The sequence below is a fragment of the Burkholderia sp. TSV86 genome, from assembly GCF_001522865.1.
In the GTDB taxonomy this organism is placed as follows: domain Bacteria; phylum Pseudomonadota; class Gammaproteobacteria; order Burkholderiales; family Burkholderiaceae; genus Burkholderia.
In genome coordinates, this window is record NZ_LOWB01000103.1 from 67,838 (window position 1) to 90,931 (window position 23,094).

12 protein-coding genes are annotated in these 23,094 nt (G+C 70.4%); 10 read left to right on the forward strand and 2 right to left on the reverse strand.

The window, feature by feature from the left end; genetic code table 11:
* Nucleotides 1-47: 47 nt before the first annotated feature.
* The 8 genes from WS68_RS27790 to WS68_RS17685 all read left to right on the forward strand — a co-directional run bounded on the left by WS68_RS27790 (nucleotide 48) and on the right by WS68_RS17685 (nucleotide 7,789).
* The gene (locus WS68_RS27790; protein WP_156429564.1) at nucleotides 48-197 is read left to right on the forward strand and encodes a hypothetical protein; all 150 of its coding nucleotides are present in this window, start codon (nucleotides 48-50) and stop codon (nucleotides 195-197) included.
* An 81-nt stretch (nucleotides 198-278) separates the two neighbouring features.
* Nucleotides 279-968, forward strand: coding sequence for an RNA polymerase factor sigma-70 (locus WS68_RS17655; RefSeq protein WP_059572019.1), 690 nt, complete (start codon nucleotides 279-281; stop codon nucleotides 966-968).
* Between the two features lie 117 nt (nucleotides 969-1,085).
* Nucleotides 1,086-1,334: an MbtH family protein gene (locus tag WS68_RS17660; RefSeq protein ID WP_059572020.1), complete on the forward strand. Its 249-nt coding sequence runs from the start codon at nucleotides 1,086-1,088 to the stop codon at nucleotides 1,332-1,334.
* Between the two features lie 60 nt (nucleotides 1,335-1,394).
* Nucleotides 1,395-2,414: a TauD/TfdA family dioxygenase gene (locus WS68_RS17665; protein ID WP_059572021.1), complete on the forward strand. Its 1,020-nt coding sequence runs from the start codon at nucleotides 1,395-1,397 to the stop codon at nucleotides 2,412-2,414.
* Nucleotides 2,415-2,446: 32 nt separating this feature from the next.
* Nucleotides 2,447-3,469, forward strand: coding sequence for an ABC transporter ATP-binding protein (locus WS68_RS17670; RefSeq protein WP_442857174.1), 1,023 nt, complete (start codon nucleotides 2,447-2,449; stop codon nucleotides 3,467-3,469).
* Nucleotides 3,466-5,580: a Fe(3+)-hydroxamate ABC transporter permease FhuB gene (gene fhuB / locus WS68_RS17675; RefSeq protein ID WP_059572022.1), complete on the forward strand. Its 2,115-nt coding sequence runs from the start codon at nucleotides 3,466-3,468 to the stop codon at nucleotides 5,578-5,580. Before WS68_RS17670 ends, fhuB begins: the two co-directional genes overlap by 4 nt.
* Entirely contained in the window at nucleotides 5,580-6,386 is an 807-nt protein-coding gene (gene fhuF / locus WS68_RS17680) for a siderophore-iron reductase FhuF (protein ID WP_059572023.1), read from the forward strand. Before fhuB ends, fhuF begins: the two co-directional genes overlap by 1 nt.
* 332 nt (nucleotides 6,387-6,718) lie before the next feature.
* A complete protein-coding gene (locus WS68_RS17685; RefSeq protein WP_059572078.1) occupies nucleotides 6,719-7,789 on the forward strand; it encodes an ABC transporter substrate-binding protein in 1,071 nt (356 codons plus the stop codon).
* A 195-nt stretch (nucleotides 7,790-7,984) separates the two neighbouring features.
* On the opposite strand, the gene WS68_RS27795 is transcribed toward WS68_RS17685, so the two are convergent.
* Nucleotides 7,985-8,200, reverse strand: coding sequence for a hypothetical protein (locus WS68_RS27795; RefSeq protein ID WP_156429565.1), 216 nt, complete (start codon nucleotides 8,198-8,200; stop codon nucleotides 7,985-7,987).
* A 254-nt stretch (nucleotides 8,201-8,454) separates the two neighbouring features.
* Here WS68_RS27795 and WS68_RS17690 point away from each other — a divergent pair, with 254 nt between their 5' ends.
* Nucleotides 8,455-10,449, forward strand: a complete 1,995-nt coding sequence (locus WS68_RS17690) for a hypothetical protein (protein ID WP_156429566.1) — start codon at nucleotides 8,455-8,457, stop codon at nucleotides 10,447-10,449.
* A gap of 361 nt (nucleotides 10,450-10,810) precedes the next feature.
* Here WS68_RS17690 and WS68_RS17700 read toward each other — a convergent pair whose 3' ends face one another.
* The gene (locus WS68_RS17700; protein ID WP_059572026.1) at nucleotides 10,811-12,559 is read right to left on the reverse strand and encodes a cyclic peptide export ABC transporter; all 1,749 of its coding nucleotides are present in this window, start codon (nucleotides 12,557-12,559) and stop codon (nucleotides 10,811-10,813) included.
* A gap of 727 nt (nucleotides 12,560-13,286) precedes the next feature.
* Between WS68_RS17700 and WS68_RS17705 the strand changes: the two genes are divergently transcribed.
* Nucleotides 13,287-23,090 carry a non-ribosomal peptide synthetase gene (locus WS68_RS17705; protein WP_059572027.1) on the forward strand — a complete coding sequence of 3,268 codons (9,804 nt, stop codon included), beginning with the start codon at nucleotides 13,287-13,289 and terminating at the stop codon, nucleotides 23,088-23,090.
* Nucleotides 23,091-23,094 lie beyond the last annotated feature (4 nt).

The following is a 23,094-nucleotide window of genomic DNA, read 5'->3' on the forward strand; positions in this document are numbered from 1 at the left end:
GCTTGCCCGCCGCGCATGGCGCAGATTTCGCGCCAATGATGGAAAAAATGCCGGGAAAAATGCTCGTCGCGGCGCTGGCGCCGCCGAGCGCCGCGTACATGACGGGCGTGCGCGCGAAGCACGCTTGCTCGCTCGCCCCGGAAACGACGAGCCTTTGGCGCGATGGCTTCACGCCGACGCGGGCATCCCTGAGATGATCAGGGTATTAATAAATAAAATTGAGAACGATTCGCGTTTACGTTAAATTAACGGTCATCTCGTCAACGTCTGGAGAACTCATGGCCGAAGTGCTTGAACGGCCGATGCCGGCAACCTCATTGCCGATCGCCGATGCGTGCGCGGCGCTTGCGTTCGACGTTCGCCCGCCGGCCGCGACGCCAGCCGCTGCGCCGGCGCGCGGGCGCCGGGCCGCTCAGCGCGTGCACGGCGCGCTGGTCGACGTGCTGGTCGCGAACCGGCCGATGCTGGTCAAGCTCGCGCGCAGTTTCGTCGGCTGCGCGAGCCGCGCGGAAGACGTGGTTCACGACGTGCTGATCAAGCTTGTCGATTTCCCGAACCAGGACGCGATTCGGCAGCCCGTCGCCTATGTGACCCGGATGGTTCGCAATGCGTCGATCGATGCGTGCCGCCGCCAGACGCTCGAGAACGTCTATCACGCGGACGAGGACGACGGCCTCGACGTGCCGTCGCCGGAGCTGTCGCCCGAGGCCGCGCTCGTCGTGCGCGACACGTTGCGCCGCGTCTGCGACGCGCTTGCGCAATTGCCCGCGCGCAGCCGCATCGCGTTCGAGATGGTCCGGCTGCGCGACGAGACGCTGCAGGCCACGGCGCGCGCGCTGAACGTGTCGCAAACGCTCGTGCATTTCATGGTGCGCGACGCCGAGCAGCACTGCGTCGCGTGCGTCGCCGCATCCGAGCGCGGCGACGCGCGCCCGGCCTTCTGCAGCGGCCGCGCGCGCCGCCGGTAAAAAAATGCGCGCGCGATTCGTCTATCGAGTACACGCATTGCGCGTTCGCGCCGCGCGCGGCGGGTTCGCCCGCCGCGTCGCGCGCCGCTTCCCGAATTTTTCAAGCGAGTCCTGATCATGACGCAAGCACAATCTTCCTCCCGTGCGCTCGACGGCACGGCCGCCGACGAAGTCGTCTACACGGTCGTCATCAACGACGAAGAGCAGTATTCGATCTGGCCGACGTTCCGCGAGGTGCCCGCCGGCTGGCGCGAGATCGGCGTGCGCGGGCCGAAGGCCGACTGCCTCGCGCATATCGACGCCGTGTGGACCGATATGCGCCCCGCGAGCCTGCGCCGCCACCTCGACGCCGCGAACGCGGCGTGACGCCGGGCGCGCCGCGCCGTTTTTCGCGAGCCATTGCCATCCATCGCGGGAGGATTCCGAATGTCCGAGCTTTCGATTGTTGATGAGGCTGTGCGCCCGACGCTGGACGATCTGAGCGTCGAGCCGGGGCTGCCGACCGTCGTATCGCCGCGCGCCGGCGCGGATCTGACGCTCGACGCGGCCGCGCCGCTGTTGCGCGAGATCGCGAACGACGTCGTCGAGCGCGCGGGCGGCGTGTTGTTCACCGGCTTTCGCGTCGCGTCGATCGAGACGTTTCAGCGCTTTGCGGCCGGCTTCGGCGATCCGCTGATCGGTTACGAATTCGCGTCAACGCCACGCAGCCAGGTCGAGGGCGCGGTTTACACGTCCACCGAGTATCCGCCGCACCGTTCGATTCCGCTGCACAACGAGCAGTCATATACGCGCGAGTGGCCAATGCGCATCTGGTTCCACTGCGCGCTGGCCGCCCGCTCGGGCGGCGCGACGCCGATCGCCGACAGCCGCGCGATCCATCGCGCGCTCGATCCGGCGCTCGTCGCGCGTTTTGCGTCGCGCGAACTGCTGTATGTGCGTAATTTCGGGCAGGGGCTCGATCTGCCGTGGTCGCAAGCGTTTGGCACCGGTGAGCCGCGCGAGGTCGAGCGCATCTGTGCGGCGCGCGGGATCGAATGCGAATGGCGCGACGGCGAGGACGGCGAGCCGCTGCTGCGCACGCGCGAACGCTGCCAGGCGGTGGCGCGGCACCCGCGCACGGGCGAGACGGTGTGGTTCAATCAGGCGCATCTCTTTCACCTGTCCGCGCTCGACGACGATATGCAGGAAGCGCTCGTCGACGCGGTGGGCATCGAAAACGTGCCGCGCAACGTCTACTATGGTGACGGTGCGCCGCTGGAGGCGAGCGCGCTCGACGAGATCCGCGGTGTGCTCGACGGGCAGCGGATCGTGTTTCCATGGTGCACGGGTGATGTGCTGATGCTTGACAACATGCTGAGCGCGCACGCACGCGATCCGTTCGACGGGCCGCGCAAGGTGGTGGTGGCGATGGCGCAAAGCCATCGAGACGCAAGCCATGGTGAGTAAACAGCTAGCGGATGCGGGCGGATGATCCAATCATGACGAAGACTGCGGCGGCGCTCACGGCGCGGGCGTTGCGTGTCGGCTACCGGGACCGGCTGGTGCTCGACGGCCTGGATCTGACGATCGCGGCGGGGCGTGTGACCGCGCTGTGCGGGCCGAACGGCTGCGGCAAGAGCACGTTGCTGCGCACGCTTGCCGGGTTGCAGCCGGCGCTGTCGGGCGCCATCGACGTGGACGGCGCGCCGCTCGGGTCGTACCGGCGGCGCGCGCTTGCGCGCAAGCTGACGATGCTCGCGCAGTTCAACCAGATTCCAGCCGGGCTCACGGTGCGCGAGTTGGTCGCCTATGGCCGCTATGCGCACGGCGGTTGGCTGCGCGGGCTGTCGCGCATCGATCGCGATGCGATCGATGCGGCGCTTGCCGCGACCGGATTTGCCGGCGATGCGGCGCGCGACGTCGCGGCGTTATCGGGCGGCGAGCGGCAGCGCGCGTGGATCGCGATGGCGCTCGCGCAGCAGGCGCCGATCGTGCTGCTCGACGAGCCCACCACGTATCTCGACATCCATCATCAACTCGATATCCTGCGTGAGCTGCGGCGTCTGAACCGCGAGCGTGGGCTGACGATCGTCTGGGTGCTGCACGACCTGAATCAGGCGGCCGCATACAGCGACGAAATCGTGCTGATGCGCGCCGGGCGGATCGTCGCGCAGGGCACGCCTGATGCGATGCTCGAGCCGCATCACTTGCAAGCGGCGTTCGGCGTGACGATGCTCAAGACCGCGCATCCGCTGACGGGCGCGCCGATGTGCGTGCCCGCGTATGAAGGGGTGATCGATGCCGGCGCGCCGCCGGGCCGGGCAGGCGCGCCGTGTGACGGCACGCAGGCCCAGACGCCGGATGTCAGCGGCGCACCGGGCATGGGCGGCTTGCCCGGCGCATCTCGCGCGCAAGATGCGTGCGCCGCATCGCATCCGCCAGGCGCTTCCGCTACCTCGGCCACATTCGGCACGCATGCGCCGGCCCCGGTTCCGTCGTCGCAGCGAGATCTCGCCGCATGACGACACTCGCCATGCGCAAGCGCTCGCGCCGCGATGCGCGCACCATCGACGCCGCGTCCCGCGCGATCGCGCCGAGCCGGGTCGGCGCGATCGCAGCCGCGCTGGTCGCGTTCATCGCGCTCGTTGCCGCGTCGCGGCTCGCGCCGCAGTGGCGCGCCTGGCTGGCCGCGCCGGCAGGCAGCGATGCCGCGCAACTCGCGCATATCATGCTGTTCGATCTGAACGCGCCGCGCGTGGTTGCGGCGCTCGTCGCGGGCGGCTGCCTCGCGGTCGCGGGCGCGCTGTTTCAGGCGCTCACGCGCAATCCGCTCGCCGCGCCCGATCTGCTCGGCATCACGGGCGGCGCGCAGCTCGGCTTGATCGCCGCGATGCTCGTGCCGGCGCTCGGCGGCCATGCATCGGTGCCGCTGCTGTTCGCGTGCGGGATTGCCGCGGCCGTGTGCGTGTCGGCCGCGGCGGGCGGCTGGCGCGCAACGCCGCTGCGGCTGATTCTCGCGGGCAGCGTCTGCATGCTGCTTTTTTCGGCAATGACGACGCTGCTGCTCGCGTTTTTCGAGCAAACCGTCACCGGCGCGTCGCTGTGGGCGAGCGGCAGCCTGTACCAGCCGGGCGCGGCCGGGCTGCGCGACGCGCTCGTCTGGCTCGTGGCGCCGCTCGCGGCGCTGCCGCTCGTGATCAGGCCGCTCGATCCGCTTGTGCTCGGCGACGACGCGGCGGCCGCGGCCGGCGTGCGCGTCGACGCGACGCGGCTTGCGGCCACGCTCGTTGCGGTCGGCTTCGCGAGTGTGGCGGTCGGTATCGCGGGCCCGCTGTCCTATGTCGGACTCGTCGCGCCGAATCTGTTGCGGCGCATGCGCGGCGCCAAATCGGCCAAGCTTGGCGCGCTGGTGCCGCTTGCGGCGCTTGCGGGCGGCGCGCTCGTGCTTGCCACCGACAGCGCCGTGCTCGCGCTCGGTCTGGATTCGACGCTATCGACGGGCGTGGCGATCGCGTTCGTCGGCACGCCGCTGATGCTCGCGATGATCCGGCGCGGCGCGGCATGGTCCGGCGCGCTCGATCTCACGCACGAGCGGCGGGCCCGGCCTGACGGCGGCGCGCGCGCATTGCGCGCGCTCAAAGCCCTGCCATCGCCCGTGCTGGCCGCGCTCGCGTTGATCGTGGCGGCGCTGATCGTCGTGGCCGGCGCGTCGTTCGGGCCGGTGCCGCTTGGCCCTGCGCGCTGGTTCGCGGCGCTTGCCGGCCGCGACGAGGTCGCGCGCATGCTCGTCGAGCTGCGCGCGCCGCGCCTGATCTGCGCGCTGCTGGCGGGCGGATTGCTCGCGGCGTCCGGCGTGCTGATGCAGAGCGTCGTGCGCAACCCGCTCGCGGGGCCCGAGGTGCTGGGCGTCACGCAGGGCGCGGGGCTCGCGACGCTCGCCGCGCTCGTTGCGTGGCCGCTCGCCGCGCATTCGACGCTCGTTGCCGCCTCGCTCGCGGGCGGCGGCGCGACGCTCGCGTTGACACTGCTGCTGAACCGCCGGCATCGCTATGCGCCGATTGCCGTCGCGCTGACGGGCATCGTGCTCGGCACGCTGTGGACGACGCTCGCGCAGTGGCTGATTACGCAGGAAAGCGTGCAGCCCGCGCGCTTCGTCGTCTGGCTTGTCGGCGGCACGTATGGCCGTAGTTGGGGTGAACTCGCCGCGCTGCTGCCGTGGTGCGTGTTCGCGCTGCCGGCGTTCGCGCTGCTGGCCAAGCCGCTCGATCTGCTTGCGCTCGGCGACGATCAGGCCGCCGCGCTGGGGCTGCCGATCGCGCTGTTGCGTCCGCTCGTCTTGACGATCGCGACCCTCGCGGCCTGCGCGGCGGTCGCGGCGGTCGGCCCGATCGGGTTCATCGGATTGATGGCGCCGCATCTCGCGGCGATGCTGGGCGCACGCACGCATGCGACGCGCCTGTGGGTCGCCGCCGCGTGCGGCGCGCTCGTGCTCGCGGCGGCTGATATCGCCGCGCGCACGCTGCTCGCGCCGCGCGAGATTCCGGCCGGCGTGCTCACCGCGCTGATCGGCGCGCCGTATCTGCTCGCGTTGTTGATCGCCGAGGCGCGGCGCGAGCGGCGAGGCGCCCGGTGATGCCGCATCGCACGCATGCGCAACGTTTGTCGGCGTTCGCGCCGGCGTCGGTCGCGCATTATCTCGAACATGTGTGGCTCGGCGCGCCGGATGCGTGCGACGAGCCCGCCCTGGCGGCGCACGGCGGCAGCGTGCCGGAGGTGATTCCGCCCGACGCGCTCGCGAGCCGGCGCGACGCGCTGCTCGGCGCGATGGCCGCGTTGTACGGCGGCGACGTTTGCGCGCAGGCGCGCGCGTTGCTGTCGCAATGGAGCAAGTATTACTTCGGGCTGGCGGCGTCCGCCGGTTTCGCCGCCGCGCTGCTGCTGGGCCGCCCGCTCGACATGACGCCGTCGCGGATGCGCGTCGTGCTGCGCGACGGGATGCCCGCCGCGCTGATTTTCGACGCCGACGCGCTGCGCCCGGCGCGGCCCGATCCCGCGTCGCGCTACGCGACGCTCGTCGAACATTTGCGCGCGACGATCGGCGCGCTCGGCACGCTTGCGAAGCTCTCGCCGCGCGTGCTGTGGAGCAATGCGGGCAATTTACTCGACTATCTGTTCGAACAGTGCGCGCACATGCCGCGTGCGGCGGCCGATGCCGCGTGGCTGTTCGGCGCGCTCGACGCGCACGGCGAGGCGAATCCGTTGCGCTTGCCGGTGCGGCGCGTGACGCCCGGTTCGGCGCGTTTGCCCGATCCGTTCCGCGTGCGCCGCGTGTGTTGCCTGCGCAACGAAATTCCTGGGGAAGACCAACTGTGTGGAAGCTGTCCGCTGCTCCTGACGATGGGCGACGACGAACTCGCGAAGCAGGAAGCGCTGCGGTGAGCGTGCGCGGCGCGCCGTTGGGCCGGTGGCTCGTGCGGCTGACGGGCCTGATCGATGCGGTGGCGGATGCCTATACGCACGCGACGTGCCGCACGCGGCGCGCGTGCCGGTGGCTCGCGTGCCGGCGGCTGTTGGGAATGGGGCCGCTCGTGGAACTGCTCTCAGGATTGCTCTCCGGACTGCCGTTCGCGGCTCGACCCTGCCGCCTATTCACGGCTTGGCCATTCACGATTCGCTCATGCGTGAGGGGGCCGCGTGCGAGGCTGCCATTCGCGGCGTGGCCCGTCATGATCCGGCCGTGCATGATTCGACGCATCACGATCCCGCCGTTCATGGTCCGGTGCTCCGTTGCGCGGCCATCGATAGCGCGGCGGCCCCTGGCCCGGCTATTCGCGCGCGCGGCAGCCGCCGCGGCGGCATTCGCCGCCTGCGCGGCGCTGCTCGCGCCGCACGCGCAGGCGGCTGCGCGGGCAGCGCCGCCATTGCCCGTCTGCCAGCCGCTCGCCGCCGATCCGACTGTCTCGCAGTTCAGCCGGACGTTACCGGTCAAGCCGAAACGGATCGTCGTGCTCGAATTCATGTTCGCGGAGGATCTCGCCGCGCTCGGCATCACGCCGGCCGGCATGGCCGATCCCGCGTACTACCCGGTCTGGATCGGTTACGACGATGCGCGGCTCGCGCGTGTGCCGGATGTCGGCACGCGGCAGGAGCCGAGCCTCGAGGCAATCGTGGCGGCCAAGCCGGATTTGATCCTGGGGGTCGGCCTGCGGCATGCGCCGATTTTCGATGCACTATCGCGGATCGCGCCGACGGTGCTGTTCAAATACAGCCCGAACTACGTCGAGGACGGGCGGCAGGTAACGCAATTCGATTGGGCGCGCGCGATTTTGCGCACGATTGGCTGTTTGACCGGCCGCGAGCGCGATGCGCAGGCGCTCAACGCGCGAGTCGATGCCGGCATCGCCCGCAACGCGCAGCGGATTTCGGCGGCGGGGCGCGACGGCGAGCGCGTGGCATGGTTGCAGGAGTTGGGGCTGCCGGACCGGTACTGGGCGTTCACCGGCAACAGCGCGCCAGCGGGAATCGCGCGCGCGCTCGGGCTCGACCCTTGGCCCGGTGAGCCGACACGGGAGGGCACGGTCTATGTGACATCGGAGGATTTACTCAAGCAGCCGGATCTGGCGGTGCTGTTCGTCAGCGCGAGCGCGCCGGGCGTGCCGCTCGACGCGAAGCTCGATTCGCAGATCTGGCGGTTCGTGCCGGCGCGGCGGGCGGGGCGGGTGGCGCTCGTCGAACGCAATATCTGGGGGTTCGGCGGGCCGATGTCGGCGCTGCGGCTCGCGGACGAGATCACGGCGCGGCTGCTGGCGCTACCGAAAGCGCCCGCGCGCGCGCCGCGTTGAGCCGGCGGCATGCTTGTTCCGGTGTGCGGCGCACGCTCGGCGGATTGAGCAAGCGAGCCGTCAATCGATCCGGCGCACGCGCCCAGCGTGGCGGCAGACAATCCACCGGCCATGCTAAATAACGGTTTAATTGGCAATATTCGATCAATCACATGATTTGAAATCGCGGTGCGGTGAAAGTCGTGGGCCGATCGATCATTGACGGATTTTGGAATTATCGGAATTTTTCAATAAATAAATGTCCGAGAATGCCCGGTCGAGTCGGGCCGGTATTTTATAAATCGTAGGAATTCGAATTTTCCGTGTTACGGCGATTGTCTGATCAATCGGAATGGTCTCGAATGCATGTGCGATGGCCGCCGCGTAAACAGGCGGCGCCGCTTTTCCCATCGCAGTGGTGGGCTGCTTCATGACGGCCGGCGGCAGAATCGGTGGGCCATTTCCTTCTGATGATTTTCATCAAAGATTCAAACCTATCAACAATAAGGCACATGATTTACCTTGGCTGGTGATTTTCTCTACCCTCCGAAAATAAAAAACGGCATTTTTTCAAATCCGATTTTTCAGGATATGTAAAAAGACGCCTATATTTTTCTGGCACGCCTACCCATTCATCAAAATATCGATATTCCCGGCGTGTGCGATCCGCGTTTTGGAGGGCGATCATGCAATCCTTTTTCTCTTCATCGGTGCGCGGCATCCGGGCCTTGGGAATCTGGGCAGCGGGATGCGTCGCTTCAGCCGTGTTCTTGTCCGTCGACGTATCCGCCCAGCAACCGCCGCCGCCAGCCTCGGCAGTTGCCGCGCCGCTGCCGGAAGCCGCCGCTGGAGCGCAAGCGCCGATGAGCCAGGACGAGCAGCAGAAGCGGCAGGCGTGGCAAAAATCGATGTCGCAAAGGCCGGTGCCGAAGAAAGGCTGCTTTCAAGGCGCGTATCCAAGCCTCGAATGGCAGGAAGTGCGTTGCGGCGAGCCGTCTAAATTCCAGAATCCGCCGGCTTCGGGGCCCCGGCCGAACCTCGTCGGCAACGGCAACGATATCTCGGCCCAGGTGTCCGGGCCGAAGATCAACACGGCCATCGGCAGTTTCGACAGCGTCGCGCCGTCGACCGTCACCGTCTCCGGGCCGTGGGGCGGCAACGCGAATGCCGCGAATGCGTTCACGTTGCAGATCAACAGCCAATTTTTCTCGACGCCGGCGTGTAACGGCGTGGCCGGGTGCATCGGCTGGCAGCAGTTCATCTATTCGCAGAATCAGTGCAGCGGCCCGTGCGTCTTCATGGAGTATTGGCTGATCAATTACGGGCCCACTTGCCCGGCGGGGCCCTGGATTCAGTCCGGCAACAGCTGCTGGTTCAATTCGGCCAGCACGTCCGCGCCCGCGATAAGCGGCGCGCAATTGCAGGGAACCACGCTGACCGGCACGGCCTCGGGCACGACCGATACCGTCGTGCTCACGTCGCCGGGCGGCACCGCCACGGCGACGGCGGCCGATAGCGTGGTCAGCCTGAGCCAGCAATGGGATACCGCCGAGTTCGGCATCTTCGGCGATTGCTGTTCGTCGCAGGTCAATTTCAGCGCGGGCACGACGCTTGTCGCGCGCACCCGCGTCATCAACGGCAACACGAGCGCGCCGGCCTGCGTTGCGCAGGGCTTTACCGCCGAGACCAACAATCTGAGCTTCGGCCCGAGCCCGCCAGCCGCATCGGCGCCGGGGCCGGCGGTTATCTTTGCCGCCAGCAGCGCGGGCGGCGCGCCGTCGAACTGCGCGGCAGCGGCCACGATCGGCGACACGCATCTGACGACTTTCGGCGGCTTGCTGTACGACTTCCAAGCCGCGGGTGACTTCCTGCTGGCCGAGACCGGCCCGGGCTTCGCGGTACAGACGCGCCAGGTATCGGGCGCGCCGAGCTGGCCGAACGCGACGGTCAACAAGGCTGTCGCGGTGCAAGCGGGGAAAAGCCGCGTCGCGATCTGTCTGGCGCCGCCGCGCATCGTGATCAACGGCAGGCAGGCGCGTGTGGTCGAGAAGCGGGCGACTCTGCTTCCCGGCGGCGGGCAGATTCTGGTCGACGGCAACGTATACATCGTGCGCGGCCCGAGCGGCGACAGCATCCGCGCAGTGAACAACACCAGCTATATCAACGTTTCCGTCGGGCTCGGCCGCTGGCCGGGCAACGTTCGCGGTCTGCTGGCCAATGGCACGGGCGGGGTTCGCTCGATCGAGACGCGAAGTGGCGAGATGCTGATGAGCCCGTTCTCGCATGATGCGCTTTACGGCCGTTTTGCCGAAAGCTGGCGCGTGCCCGCGAAAGACTCGATGCTGTCCGCGTGCGGGGGAACCAAGATCGAGCGCAGCGTGCCGAGGCGGCCGTTCTTCGCGCGGGATCTGCCGGCGGATCTGGCCAAGCGCACGCGCGCGGTCTGCGTGCAAGCCGGCGTCAGACAGGGCCCGCTGCAGGACGCTTGTACGCTCGATGTCGCGGTGATCGGCAATAGCGACGCGGCCAAGGTGTTCGCGACAATGCCCGATCCGGTCGCGCTAGGCGATGCTGTCGGCGACGACGGCAAGGGCACGGACGGCGGCCGGCTCGGCGGCTGCCGCCGCGATGACGGCAGCGCCGACGCCGACGGCTGCAAAGACCGCGGCTCGAAGATGTAGAGGCGGTGGAGGTGCGCGGCGGGCGGGCCAGATGGGCCGCCAGTGCGCGGTATCGAGCGGCTCATGCGCGCCGGTGTTCGGAGTCGAACGGCGATCGAGCGGCCCGCAGCGGCCCGCGCGCGCCGGTGGTCGGCATCGAGTGACGCATCGAGCGGCCCGCGCGTGCCGGTGGTCGAAATCGAGCGGCATATCGAGTGGCCCGCGCGTGCTGGTGGTCGGCATCGAGTGACGCATCGAACGGTTCGCGCGTGCCGGTGCTCGACATCGAGTAGCGTATCGAGCGGCCCGCGCGTGCCGGTGCTCGACATCGGGCAGCGCATCGGCGACCCGTATGTACCGGCACATCCGCCGCGCGCCGCGATTATCCGCTGGTTCCGTTCGCGAGCGCCGCGGCGTGCGCCGGGCCGTGCGTCTCGCTGACGATGCGTCCGTTATCGAGCTTCAGCACGCGGTCGGCGATCGGGAAATAGCGGTCGTCGTGGCTGATCACGATCACCGTCTTGCCGCGCGCGCGCAGTTCCGGCAGCAATTGCTCGTAGAACACTGCCTTGAACGCCGGGTCCTGGTCCGCGGCCCATTCGTCGAACAGGTAGAGCGGCCGGTCCTCGAGATAGGCGACGACGAGGGCAAGCCGCTTGCGCTGCCCGGTAGACAGCGCGCGGGTCGAAAATGCGCCGTCGACGACCTTGACCTTGTGATCGAGCGCGAGCTTGGCGACGAGCGCGTTCGCGCGCGCATCGGCCTGCGCGCGCGCCGCGTCGCTCGGGTCGACGATGCCGAGCAGCGCGTCGAACAGGTGGAAATCGTTGAACACGGCCGAGAAGCGCTCGCGATACGCAGCGCGCTCGACGAGGCCGACCGGCTTGCCGTCGAACTCGATGACCCCGCCCTCGGGCTCGTAGAGCCCCGTGAGCACCTTCGCGAGCGTGGTCTTGCCGCTGCCGTTGCCGCCGACGATGAACACCAGTTCGCCGGGTTTCAGCGTCAGGTCGATCGGACCGACGCGGAACATCCGCTCGTCGCGCTCGTGGAAATACGAATGGGTGACGCCGCGCAGCGCGAGCATGCGAAACGGCGCATGCGAGGCGCTTTCGTCCGGCGCCGGCGCGGTGCGCAGCGCGCCAAATTGCGCCATCAGCTTCTCGATGCGCTCGAGCGACACGCGCGCCGCGTTCAGCGTCGGCACGTTGTTCAACAGCCCGTCGAGCGGCAGCAGCATGAACAGGAACACGACCACGTAGCCGGACGCGGCGCCCGCGTCGCCGCGCACGCCGAGCGCGGGCCAGAACGACGCGACGCCGAGAAACACATAGAACAGGAACACGATCCAGCCGACGCCGACCGCATACGCGCTGAACGCGCGGCGGCGATGGTCGCGCACCTCGGCGATCGCGGCGCCGAGCTGCCCGTCGACGAACTGGCGCGAGCGCGCCTGATGCAGCTTCAGTTCCTTCGCGCCGGAGAACAGCGCGCCGAGGTAGCCGAACAGTTTGTCCTGCGCGCGGCCCGCATCCTCGAGCCATGCGATCGCGCGCTTGTCGCCCGCGTGGTAGCCGAGCGAGCCGATCAGGATCGCCGCCACCGCCAGCAGGCAGACGGGCCACGACAGCCACGCGAGGTAGCCGAGGCAGCCGAACACGATCGAGCCGTGCATCACGAGATTCGGCAGCGCGAAAAACAGCATCGACACGTTGGTGGCGTCATCGGTCAGCACCGATTGGACGGGCGCCGCGCCGATCCGCTCGACGTCCTGCAACTCGGCTGCCGCGACGCGCCGCGCGACGTGCTCGCGCAGTTGCGCCATGGTGTCCTGCGACAGCCGCGCGAACAGCACGCCGGTGACGATCCGCGTGACGAGCGCGACGACCGCGCAGAGGCCGAAGCGCCACGCGAGCGCGGCGTCGGCCACGCCGGGCTGCGACAGCGCGCGGCTCAACGTGGCCACGAGCAGCACGCTCGACGCGCCATTGAGCACGCACGCGACGAGCGCGAGCGCGAATGCGCCGCGCGAGCGCTGCAGCAGCGCGAGGATCAGGCGCCGCGCGTGCTTCGGTGCGGCGGGGGAATCAGTCGAGGGCGGGGCGTCGAGGCGCCCGATGGCGTCGGTCATCGGCAGGTACGGATCAAGAGAAATCGAAGACGGCGCTTCGGCGCGGCGAAGCGGACGGCAAGGCGCATGCAACGCCCTTCGATCGTTTAGACGAACGAGGGCGCGGAATCTTTACCCAGGTCGAGCGCCGGTGGGGGCATGGCATCGCATGCCATGGTGCGGCGCGGCGGCTGTCGCCGGCGATTCGCTGGGCGGGCCGCGGGAGCCGGGTGAGGCGGGCGGGCCGGTGGGGAATGGCATGGGTTTCGCGGCGATCCCGCACCGATTTCGACGCGATACGCACCGGATGGCGGCCGGGCGCGGGCCGCGTCGGCGCGCGGGCATTTGTGCTTTGTGTTTATTCATGTCAAGTCCAGCGCGCGCGTGGCGTCCATTTTGAGAAATGTCGCGCGGCCGGCGGCCCGCGCAAGCCTGCATTCTTGTGGCGTGAACGGGGCCGGAGCCGGCGCTGCATGGCGCGAATGGGGCAAATGGCGCCAGCGGCACCGGAAGGACGAATGAAAAGGACGAACGAAAAGGACGAATGAAAAGGACAACCGAAGAATCGGGCAACCACCCCCGAAAAACGCCCCCGCCGACCGCAGCAAAAAAGCCAGCCAATTAAAAAGAGCGAAAGGTCGGTTAAAAAAATGGCGCGTGGTTCGTCTTGCAGTTGAAGCGGCCCGATCGCGGCCGGCGACATGAACGAACCGGCCGAACCGGCCAGTGCCAACGGACTTCACGCCCTATGAAGAGCTTTCCGACTGCGCTGCATCAACGAATCCGCGCACTTGCGCGGCTTGCGCCCGACGCGCCCGCGCTCGCGTCGTTCGCGCCCGACACCGTGCGCCTGTCGCGCGGCGAACTCGACGAGCGCGCCGCGCGCCTCGCCGCCCGATTACGCGAAGCGGGCGTGACCACGGAGGTGCGGGTCGGCGTATGCGTCGCGCGCTCGTGCGACCTGTTCGTCGCGCTGCTCGCCGTGATGAAAGCAGGCGGCGTGTTCGTCGCGCTCGATCCGCGCCATCCCGCCGCGCGGCTCGACTGGATCGTGCGTGATGCGGGGCTCGCGCACGGGATCGTCGACGCATCGGCCGATGCCGCGATGCGCGCACGCTTCGCGCAGTGCTTCGATGTGGCGGGCGCGGCGCATCCGGAGCCGGGCGCGCCGCGCGTATACGGCGACGACATGGTTCACCCGCGCGCGGCCGCGTACATGATCTACACGTCCGGCTCGACGGGCACGCCGAAAGCGGTGGTGGTCGAGCACGGCCCGCTTGCCGCGCATGGCGACGCGCTCGCCGAGTCGCTGCCGATCGGCTCCGACGACCGCGTGCTGCATTTCGCGTCGGTGAACTTCGATGTCGCGATCGAGGCGTGGCTCGTGCCGCTCGCCGTCGGCGCCAGCGTGGTGATCAGCGATCCGCCGCCGTTCGCGCCCGACGCCGCGCATGCGCTGATCACGCGCGAGGGCGTGACGAACACGACGCTGCCGCCCGCGTATCTGCGCGAGTTCGCGGCGGTGTGTGCGCGCGACGGCGTGCCGCCGTCGCTGCGCGTGCTGCTGTTCGGCGGCGAGGCCATGCCGCAAAGCGCGTTCGACGAGATCCGCGCCGTGTTTGCGTCGATCCGGCTCGTCAACGGCTATGGGCCGACCGAAGCTGTGATCTCGCCGATGCTGTGGCCGCTCGACCCGGGCGCGACGCCCGCGCTCGACGATGCCAACGGCTACGCGTCGCTGCCGATCGGCTGGCCGATCGGCCCGCGCGTCGCGCGGGTGGCCGGGCGGGACGGCGCGGCCGGCGCACCGGCCGCGCGCGGCGAAGCGGGCGAGCTGCTGCTCGGCGGCGTTTGCCTCGCGCGGGGCTATCACGGCCGTCCGGCGCTGAGCGCCGAGCGCTTCTTGCCGGACCCGGCGGGCGAGCCCGGCGCGCGGATCTACCGGACGGGCGATCTCGCGGCCGAGCGCGCCGACGGCTCGTTCGACTATCTGGGCCGTATCGACGATCAGGTACAGGTGCGCGGCGTGCGGGTCGAGCCGGGTGAGATCGCCGCGTGCCTGCTCACGCACCCGGGCGTGCGCGATGCGGGCGTGCTGGCCGAAACGGCCGGCGGCCGCACGCGGTTGATGGCGTGCGTCGTGGCGGCCGACCGCGTGAGCGCGCCGCCTGTCCGCGACGGCGCCGCGCTCGACGACGACGCGCTGCGCGCGCACCTCGCCGCACATTTGCCTGCGGCCTGGCTGCCGCATCGGTTCGAGTATTTCGACAAGCTGCCCTACACGCTGAACGGCAAACTGGACCGCGCGGCGCTGCGCGACGCAATCGCCGCGCGGCCTGCCGAGGTCGCCGCCGATTATGACGCGCCGCGCACCGATGCCGAGCGCCGGCTTGCCGCGCTGTGGCAGCGCGTGTTGAACGATCACGCGCCGCTGGGCCGCGCCGAGCGCTTTTTCGCCCGCGGCGGCGATTCGCTCGCCGCGATGCAATTGCAGACGGCAATCCGGCTCGAATGGCGCGTCGAATGGCGGCTCGACGCGATTTTCGACGACCTGCCGCTCGCCGAATTCGCCGCGCGGCTCGAACGCGCCGAGCCGCTCGCGAGTGCGCCGCCCGCGCTGATCGCGGCGGCGGCGCGTCCCGCCGCGGCGGGCTTTGTCGAGCGCCCGGCGTCGTTCGCGCAACAGCGTTTCTGGGTGCTCGCGCGCACGCAGGATGCGGGTGCGGCTTATCACGTGTCGTTCCACTGGGACGTGGACGGCGCGCTCGCGCCCGCTACGCTGCAGCGCGCGCTCGATACGCTGATCGCCCGCCACCAAGCGTGGCGCACGACGCTCGCCGAAAACGACGACGGCGTCGTCATGCAGCGGATTCACGCTGCGCTGCCGGTGCGGCTCGCCACGGCCGATCTGCGCGGCGATCCGGCGCGCGGCGAGCGGCTCGACGAGTTGACCGAGCGTCATGCAAGCGCGCCGTTCGATCTATCCGAAGGCCCGCTCGTGCGCGCGCTGCTCGTCACGCTTGCCGACGGCGCACAGCGTTTCCTGCTGACGGCCCACCATGCGGTGAGCGACGGCTGGAGTTCGCGCTGCGCGTTCGACGAACTGACGCGCGCGTATGCGGCATTTGCCGAGGGCCGCGAGCCGGAGCTGCCTGCGTTGCCGATCCAATATGCGGATTACGCGCAGTGGCAGCGCGATGCGCTGGACGCGCGCGAGGCCGCGCGCCAGCTCGTGTATTGGCGCAGCGCGCTCGCCGATGCGCCCGCGCCGCTCGCGCTGCCGCTCGACCGGCCGCGCGCTGCCGAGCGCGATTACCGCGGCGGCCGGATCGCGCGGCGTCTGTCGGCCGACGCGTCCGGCGCAGTCCGCGAACTCGCGCGGCGGCTGCATGCTTCGCCGTTTACCGTGCTGCTCGCCGCATTCGACGCGTGGCTGTTCCGTTTGACGGGCGAGCGGGATCTCGTCGTCGCCGCGCCGATCGCGCAACGCGCGCGGGCGGAAACCGCGCCGCTCGTCGGTCTGTTTCTGAACACACTCGCGTTGCGCGCTCGTGTATCGCCCGCGCAGTCGTTCGAATCGCTGGCTGCGTCGGTGCGCGACGCGGCGTTCGGTGCGTTCGCCCATCAGGACGTGCCGTTCGACCAGGTCGTCGATGCGGCGAAGCCGCCCGTGCGGCGCGGCGACGAGTGGCTGCGCGTGAAGTTCGCGCAGCAGTTCGATCTCGAATTGTCTTGCACGCTGCCGGGCGCGGAAGTGCGCATGGCGCCGGGGCTTGATCCGGCCGCGCGCTTCGATTTCGCACTTGATTTCACCGACGATCCGCGCGGCATCGAATTCGTCGCCGCGTATGCGTGCGACGAGCTCGACGACGCAACCGCGCACGCGTGGCTCGACAGCATTGCGGCGCTGGTCGACGACGCGGTACGCGATCCACGCCGCGCGGTCGTCGAACTGGCGGTGGCGATGCCGGGGGCCAGCGGTGCCGCATCGCACGCGTGGCTCGCCGGCCGGCCGCTCGCGACCGGCTCCGACGTGCTCGCGCCGTTCGCGCGCGCGGCAGCCGAGCACCCGCACCGGATCGCGCTTGCCGACGCCGGCACGCAGCTCACGTTCGCCGAGCTGGACGACGCGTCCGACCGCGTCGCGCTCGCGCTGCGCCGCGACGGCGTGCGCGCGGAGACACCCGTTGCGATCTGCATCGAGCGTTCGGCGCACTTCGTCGTCGCGTTCGTCGGCGTGCTGAAGGCCGGGGCGTGCGCGGTGCCGCTCGATCCGGCATCGCCGCGCGAGCGGATCGCCGCGGCGCTTGCCGCGTGCGGCGCGCGGCGAATGTTCGTGGCGGGCGCGCCCGGCGGTTTGGCCGGCTTCGGCGGCATCGCGCTGCTCGACGTCGACGCATGCGCGCATGACGCGTCGCTCGCGCATGCCGCCGCGCCGCGCGTATCGCCGCATCCGGAGCAGGCCGCGTACCTGATCTTCACGTCCGGCTCGACCGGCGAGCCGAAGGGCGTCGTCGTCTCGCACCGCGCGCTTGGCGATTACGTGGCGGGCATGCTCGACGAGCTGGCGTTCGCGCCCGGCGCGTCGATGGCGATGGTGTCGACGGTGGCGGCCGATCTCGGGCACACGACGCTGTTCGGCGCGCTGTGCTCGGGCCGCACGTTGCATTTGCTGCCCGCGCAAGCGGCGTTCGATCCGGACCGCTTCGCGCACGAGATGGCGACGCGCGACGTCGGCGTGCTGAAAATCGTGCCGAGCCATCTGCACGCGCTGCTCGATGCGCAGCGCGCCGCCGACGTGCTGCCCGCGCACGCGCTCGTCATGGGCGGCGAGGCGCTGCCGTGGGCGCTCGTCGAGCGGATCGCCGCGCTCAAGCCCGGCTGCCGCGTGATCAATCACTATGGGCCGACCGAGGCAAGCGTCGGTGCGCTCGTGTGCGATACGTCCGCGCCGGCGCAGGCGGCGCTGCGCGCGGCGGCCGCCGGCGGCTGCGCGCGCAGCGTGCCGCTCGGGCAGCCGCTGCCGAACGTGCACGCCTGCGTGCTCGACGCCTATGGCGCGAGCATGCCGGTGGGCGCGATCGGCGAGCTGTATCTGGGCGGCCCGGGCGTGGCGCGCGGCTATTGGCAGCGCGCGGCGGCAAGCGCCGAGCGCTTCGTGCCGCATCCGCACGGCGCGGGCGAGCGCGTCTACCGAACCGGCGACCGCGTGCGGCTGCGAGCGGACGGCCGGATCGATTTTCTTGGAAGGCTCGACGATCAGGTGAAGATTCGCGGCTACCGCGTCGAGCCGGGCGAGGTGAGCGCCGCGTTGCGCACGCTTGACGGCGTTGCGCAGGCCGAGACGCTGGCCGTCGAGCATGACGCGCGGCTGCGCCTGGTTGGATTCGCGACGCCCGCGGCCGGCGCGCGGCTCGACGGCCCCGCGCTGCGCGACGCGCTGGCCGCGAGCCTGCCGGATTACATGGTGCCCGCCGTGATCGTCGTGCTCGCTACGTTGCCCGTGACCGCGAACGGCAAGGTCGATCGCGCGGCGCTGCGCGCGCTCGCGCATGAGCCGGCTGCGACTCCCGCCGCCGGCGCGAACGACGCCGATGCGCCGCAGGGCGAGCGGGAAGCCGTGCTCGCGGCCGTTTGGCGTGATGTGCTGAAAGCGCCGCGCGTCGGTCGCCACGACAATTTCTTCGAACTGGGCGGCGATTCGATTCTGGTGTTGCAGGTGATCGCGCGCTCGCGCAAACGCGGCGTCAAATTCACGCCGAAACAATTGTTCGATGCGCCGACGCTCGCGGAGCTTGCGCGCGTGGCCACCGTGGTCGATCCGGCCGCCGCGCCGATGCACGGCGCGGCGGCGCAGGCCGACGCGGCTGCCGCCGGGCGGCCCGCCGGAGAGCCTGCGCGGCAGAGCTGGCTCACGCCCGCGCAGTTGCGCTTTTTCGCGCTCGATATCCCGCGGCGCGGCCACTGGAACCAGTCGATCGAACTCGACGTCGCCGGCGCGTTCGATTTCGACGCGTTCGCGCGCGCGTTCGACGCCGTGCTGACCCAGCATCCGGTGTTCCGGCAGCGCTTCGCGCCGGCCGGCGCGAACGGCGCGTGGCTGTGCGCCGACGCGCCGCGCGCGTTCGATTCGCTGCCGCTCGCGGCCGCCGCCGCGCGCGACGAGGCCGACGCGCTCGCACAGTTCGACGCGCTGCAACGCACGCTCGACGTGACGCACGGCCCGCTTGCATGCGCGTTCGCGGCCGCGCTGCCCGGCGGCGCGACCAAGCTTTATCTGGCGATCCATCATCTGATTGTCGATGGCGTGTCGTGGCGCCTGCTGCTCGACGATCTCGATGCCGCGTACCGCGCCGCCTGCGAGCGCCGCGCGGTGCGGCTCGCACCGGCGGGCGCGAGTGCGTCCGACTGGGCCGCGCGGCTCGCGCGCGCGGCCCGCGATCGCGCGGGCCCGTTCGCGGCCGAGTTGCCATACTGGAGCGCGCTCGCCGGTCCGTGCGACGACCTCCGGCTCGACCACCCCGGCGCGGCGGCGACGAACGCCGACGCCGCCGTGGTGATCCAGACCGTCGACGCGGCGCTTACGCGCGACGTGCTGACCGATGCGAACGCCGCGTATCGCACCCACGCGGTCGAGCTGCTGATCGCGGCGCTCGCCGCCGCGCTCGGAGGCCACACCGGCGCGGCGTCGTGCCGGCTCGAACTCGAAGGGCACGGCCGCGAGCCGCTGTTCGACGATATCGACGCGAGCCGCACGCTCGGCTGGCTGACGAGCCATTATCCGGTTGCGTTCGCACTCGAGGCGACGCCCGAGGCGACGCTGGCGGGCGTGAAGGACGCGCTGCGCGCGGTGCCGAACAAGGGGCTCGGCTTCGGCGTGCTGCGCCATTACGGCAACGATGCGGCGTGCGCCGCGCTCGCCCAAGTGCCGCGCCCGCGCGTGACGTTCAACTACCTCGGCCAGTTCGACGCGCCGCGCGGCGCGGCCCTCGTGCCGCGCTTCGGCGGCGCGGGGTGCGAGCGCGATCCGGCCGGCCCGCTCGGCAATGCGCTCGCGATTCACGCGTATGTCGACGCGCATGACGCGCGCGCGCTGAAAGTGCATTGGGTGTACGGCGCGACGCAGTTCGAGCGCGCGACGATCGAAGCGCTCGCCGCGCGGTTCGACGCGGCGCTGCGCGAACTGGCGGCGGCGTGCGCCGCGCGCGTGGCCGAGCGCGGCGCGGGCGCGACGCCGGGCGATTATCCGCTTGCGCGGGCGGCCGGGCTCACACAGGCGGCGCTGGATCGGTTGCCGTTCGACGCGCGCGCTATCGACGATATCTATCCGCTGTCGCCGATGCAGCAGGGGATTCTGTTCCATACGCTGCTCGCGCCGGAGCGCGCGACCTATGTGAACCAGCTCGTCGCGACGCTCGTCGCGCCGGACATCGAGCGGCTGCGCGCCGCATTCGACGCGGCGGTGCCGCGTCACGACATCCTGCGCACCGGCTTCGCCGCGCACGAGGCCAAGCCGATGCAGATCGTCCACCGGCAAGCGCGCATGCCGGTGGAGCTGATCGACTGGCGCGGCGCGCATCCGGACGCCGCGAGCCTGGATGCCGCGCTCGACGCGTGGCTGGCTGGCGACCGCGCGCGCGGGTTCGATCTCGCCGCGCCGCCGCTGATGCGTGTCACGCTGATCCGCACCGGCGAGGCCGAATGGCGGCTCGTCTGGACCCGCCATCATTTGCTGCTCGACGGCTGGAGCACGGCGAACCTGTTCGCGCAGGTGCTGCGCGACTATATCGAGCCGCCGCGCGCGAACCCGTTTGGCGCGCCGGCGCGCGAGCGCTATCGCGATTTCATCGCGTGGCTTGCGCAGCGCGATGCCGACGCGGACCGCGCGTTCTGGCTCGAGCGCCTCGCGCGGCTCGACGAGCCGACGCGCGTGGCCGAGCGCGAGCCCGCCACGGCCGCCGAGGCGGGCCGCGCAGCCCACACGGCGCCGCGCCGCGCGAACTGGCGCGCGGCATGGTCCGCCGCCGACACCGCACGCGTGGCCGATGCCGCGCGGCGCCTGCAAGTAACCGTCAATACGATCGTGCAGGGCGCGTGGGCGCTCGCATTGCAGCGCGTCACGCATCGCACGGCCGTTGCGTTCGGCGCGACGGTCGCGGGGCGGCCGCACGCGCTGCCCGACGCCGACAAGGTGCTCGGCCTCTACATCAACACGGTGCCGGTGATCACCGCGCCGCTGCCGCAGCTTGCCGCGCGCGCGTGGCTTGCCGGCCTGCAACGCGACAACGCGGCGGCGCTCGAGCACGCGCATACGCCGCTTTACGAGATCCAGCAGTGGGCGGGGATGGGCGGCGCGCTGTTCGACACGTTGATCGTGTTTGAAAACTACCCGGTCGACGAAGCGTGGCAGGGGCGCGATCCGCGCGCGCTGCAAATGCGCGCGCTGCGCAACATCGAGGCGACTGATTTCGCGGTGACGCTCGGCATCGAGGCTGGCGACACGCTATCGATCGATTACGGCTACGATCCGCAGCGAATCAGCGGTGCGCGCGTGCACGCGCTGCACCGCGCGTTCGCCGCCTGCATCGACGGTCTGATCGCGGCCCCGGACGCGCCGCTTGGCACGATCTCATGCGCGCAAGCGGATGATCTCGCGCTGATCGCCCGTTGCAATGCGACCGGCGTGAGCTGGCCCGACGCGCGGCGCGCGCCGCTTCATATGCAATTCGAGGCGGCGGCTCGCGCGCGGCCCGGCGCGGTCGCGCTCGAAATCGTAGGCGGCGACGGCGCGATCCGGCGCTTGACTTATGCCGAGCTTGACGAGCAGTCGAACCGTGTGGCGGCGGCGCTTGGCGCATCCGGCGTGCGGCCCGATTCGATCGTCGCGCTGTGCGCCGAGCGCTCGTTCGACATGCTGATCGCGCTGCTCGGCGCGCTGAAGGCGGGCGCCGCGTATCTGCCCATCGATCCCGACTATCCCGACGAGCGGATCGCGTACCTGCTCGGCGACGCGAAGCCGCCTGTCGTCATCACGCAGGCACAATGGCGTTCGCGCATCGATACGGCGCTCGCGGGCAGCGATGCCGCCGTCTTCACGCTCGACGCGCTGCTCGCGCACCCGGGCGCGGACATGCCGCCGCGGCGTGCCGGCGTGTCGCCCGATCAGCTCGCGTATCTGCTCTACACGTCTGGCTCGACCGGCCAGCCCAAGGGCGCCGGCAACACGCACGGCGCGCTGGCGAACTGGATCGCGTGGACGCAGGATGCGTCGCCGCTCACGTGCGACGACGTCGTGCTGCACAAGGCGCCGTTCGGCTTCGACGTCTCGGTGTGGGAATCGGTGTGGCCGCTCGCGGTCGGCGCGACGCTCGCGATCGCCGCGCCCGCGGACCATCGCGATCCCGCCCGGCTGGTCGACGCGATCCACACGCATCGCGTGACGACGCTGCACTTCGTGCCGTCGATGCTTGCCGCGTTCGTCGCGTATCTCGACGATTTCGCCGCGGCCGGCGCCGCCGCGCGCTGCGCGAGCGTCAAGACGATCTTCGCGGGCGGCGAGGCGCTTGCGCCCGAGCTGGTGGCGCGCGTGGCGGCGCGGCTGCCGCACGTGCGGCTTCACAATTCGTATGGGCCGACCGAATCGGCGATCGGCGTGTCGCATTGGGCGTGTACGGCCGACGATGCGCGCGCGGGCTCGGTGCCGATCGGCCATCCGATCGCGAACGTGCAATTGCACGTGCTCGACGCCGCGCTCTATCCGGCGCCGCTTGGCGCGACGGGCGAGCTGTATCTGGGCGGCGCGGGTCTGGCGCGGGGCTATCTCGGCCGCGCGGCGCTGACGGCCGAACGCTTCGTGCCCGATCCGCAGCACGCCGGCGCGCGCCTTTACCGGACCGGCGACCTCGTGCGCCGGCTTGCGGACGGCGCGCTCGACTATCTCGGCCGGATCGACACGCAGGTGAAGCTGCGCGGCCAGCGCATCGAGCTTGGCGAGATCGAAGCCCGGCTGCGCGCGGCGGCGCAGGTGCGCGATGCGGTCGTGATCGTGCGCGATGAGCGGCTGATCGGCTATGTCGCGTGCGCGGCGCCGGCCGCGTTCGACGAAGCCGCGCTGCTCGAGCAGCTGCGCGCGCAATTGCCTGCGTACATGGTGCCCGCGCGGCTCGTCGCGCTCGATGCGCTGCCCGTCACGCCGAACGGCAAGTGCGACCGCCGCGCGCTGCCCGAGCCGGTGTTCGACGCGCGGCCGGCCGACGTGCCGCGCACCGATACCGAGCGCGCGCTCGCGGCGATCTGGCAGCGCGTGCTGCGTTTGCGCGAGATCGGCCGTGACGACGATTTCTTCGCGCTCGGCGGCCATTCGCTGCTCGCCGCGCAAGTGAACGCGCAGGCGAACCTGCAATGGGCGCTGACGCTGCCGCTGCGCACGATCTTCGACGAGCGCACGCTCGCGCGTTGCGCGGCGGCGATTGACCGTGCGCGCGACGCGAACCGCGGGCGCGACGCCGCGAGCGCGATCGATGCATTGCTTGGCGAGCTTGAAACCCAATAAGGAA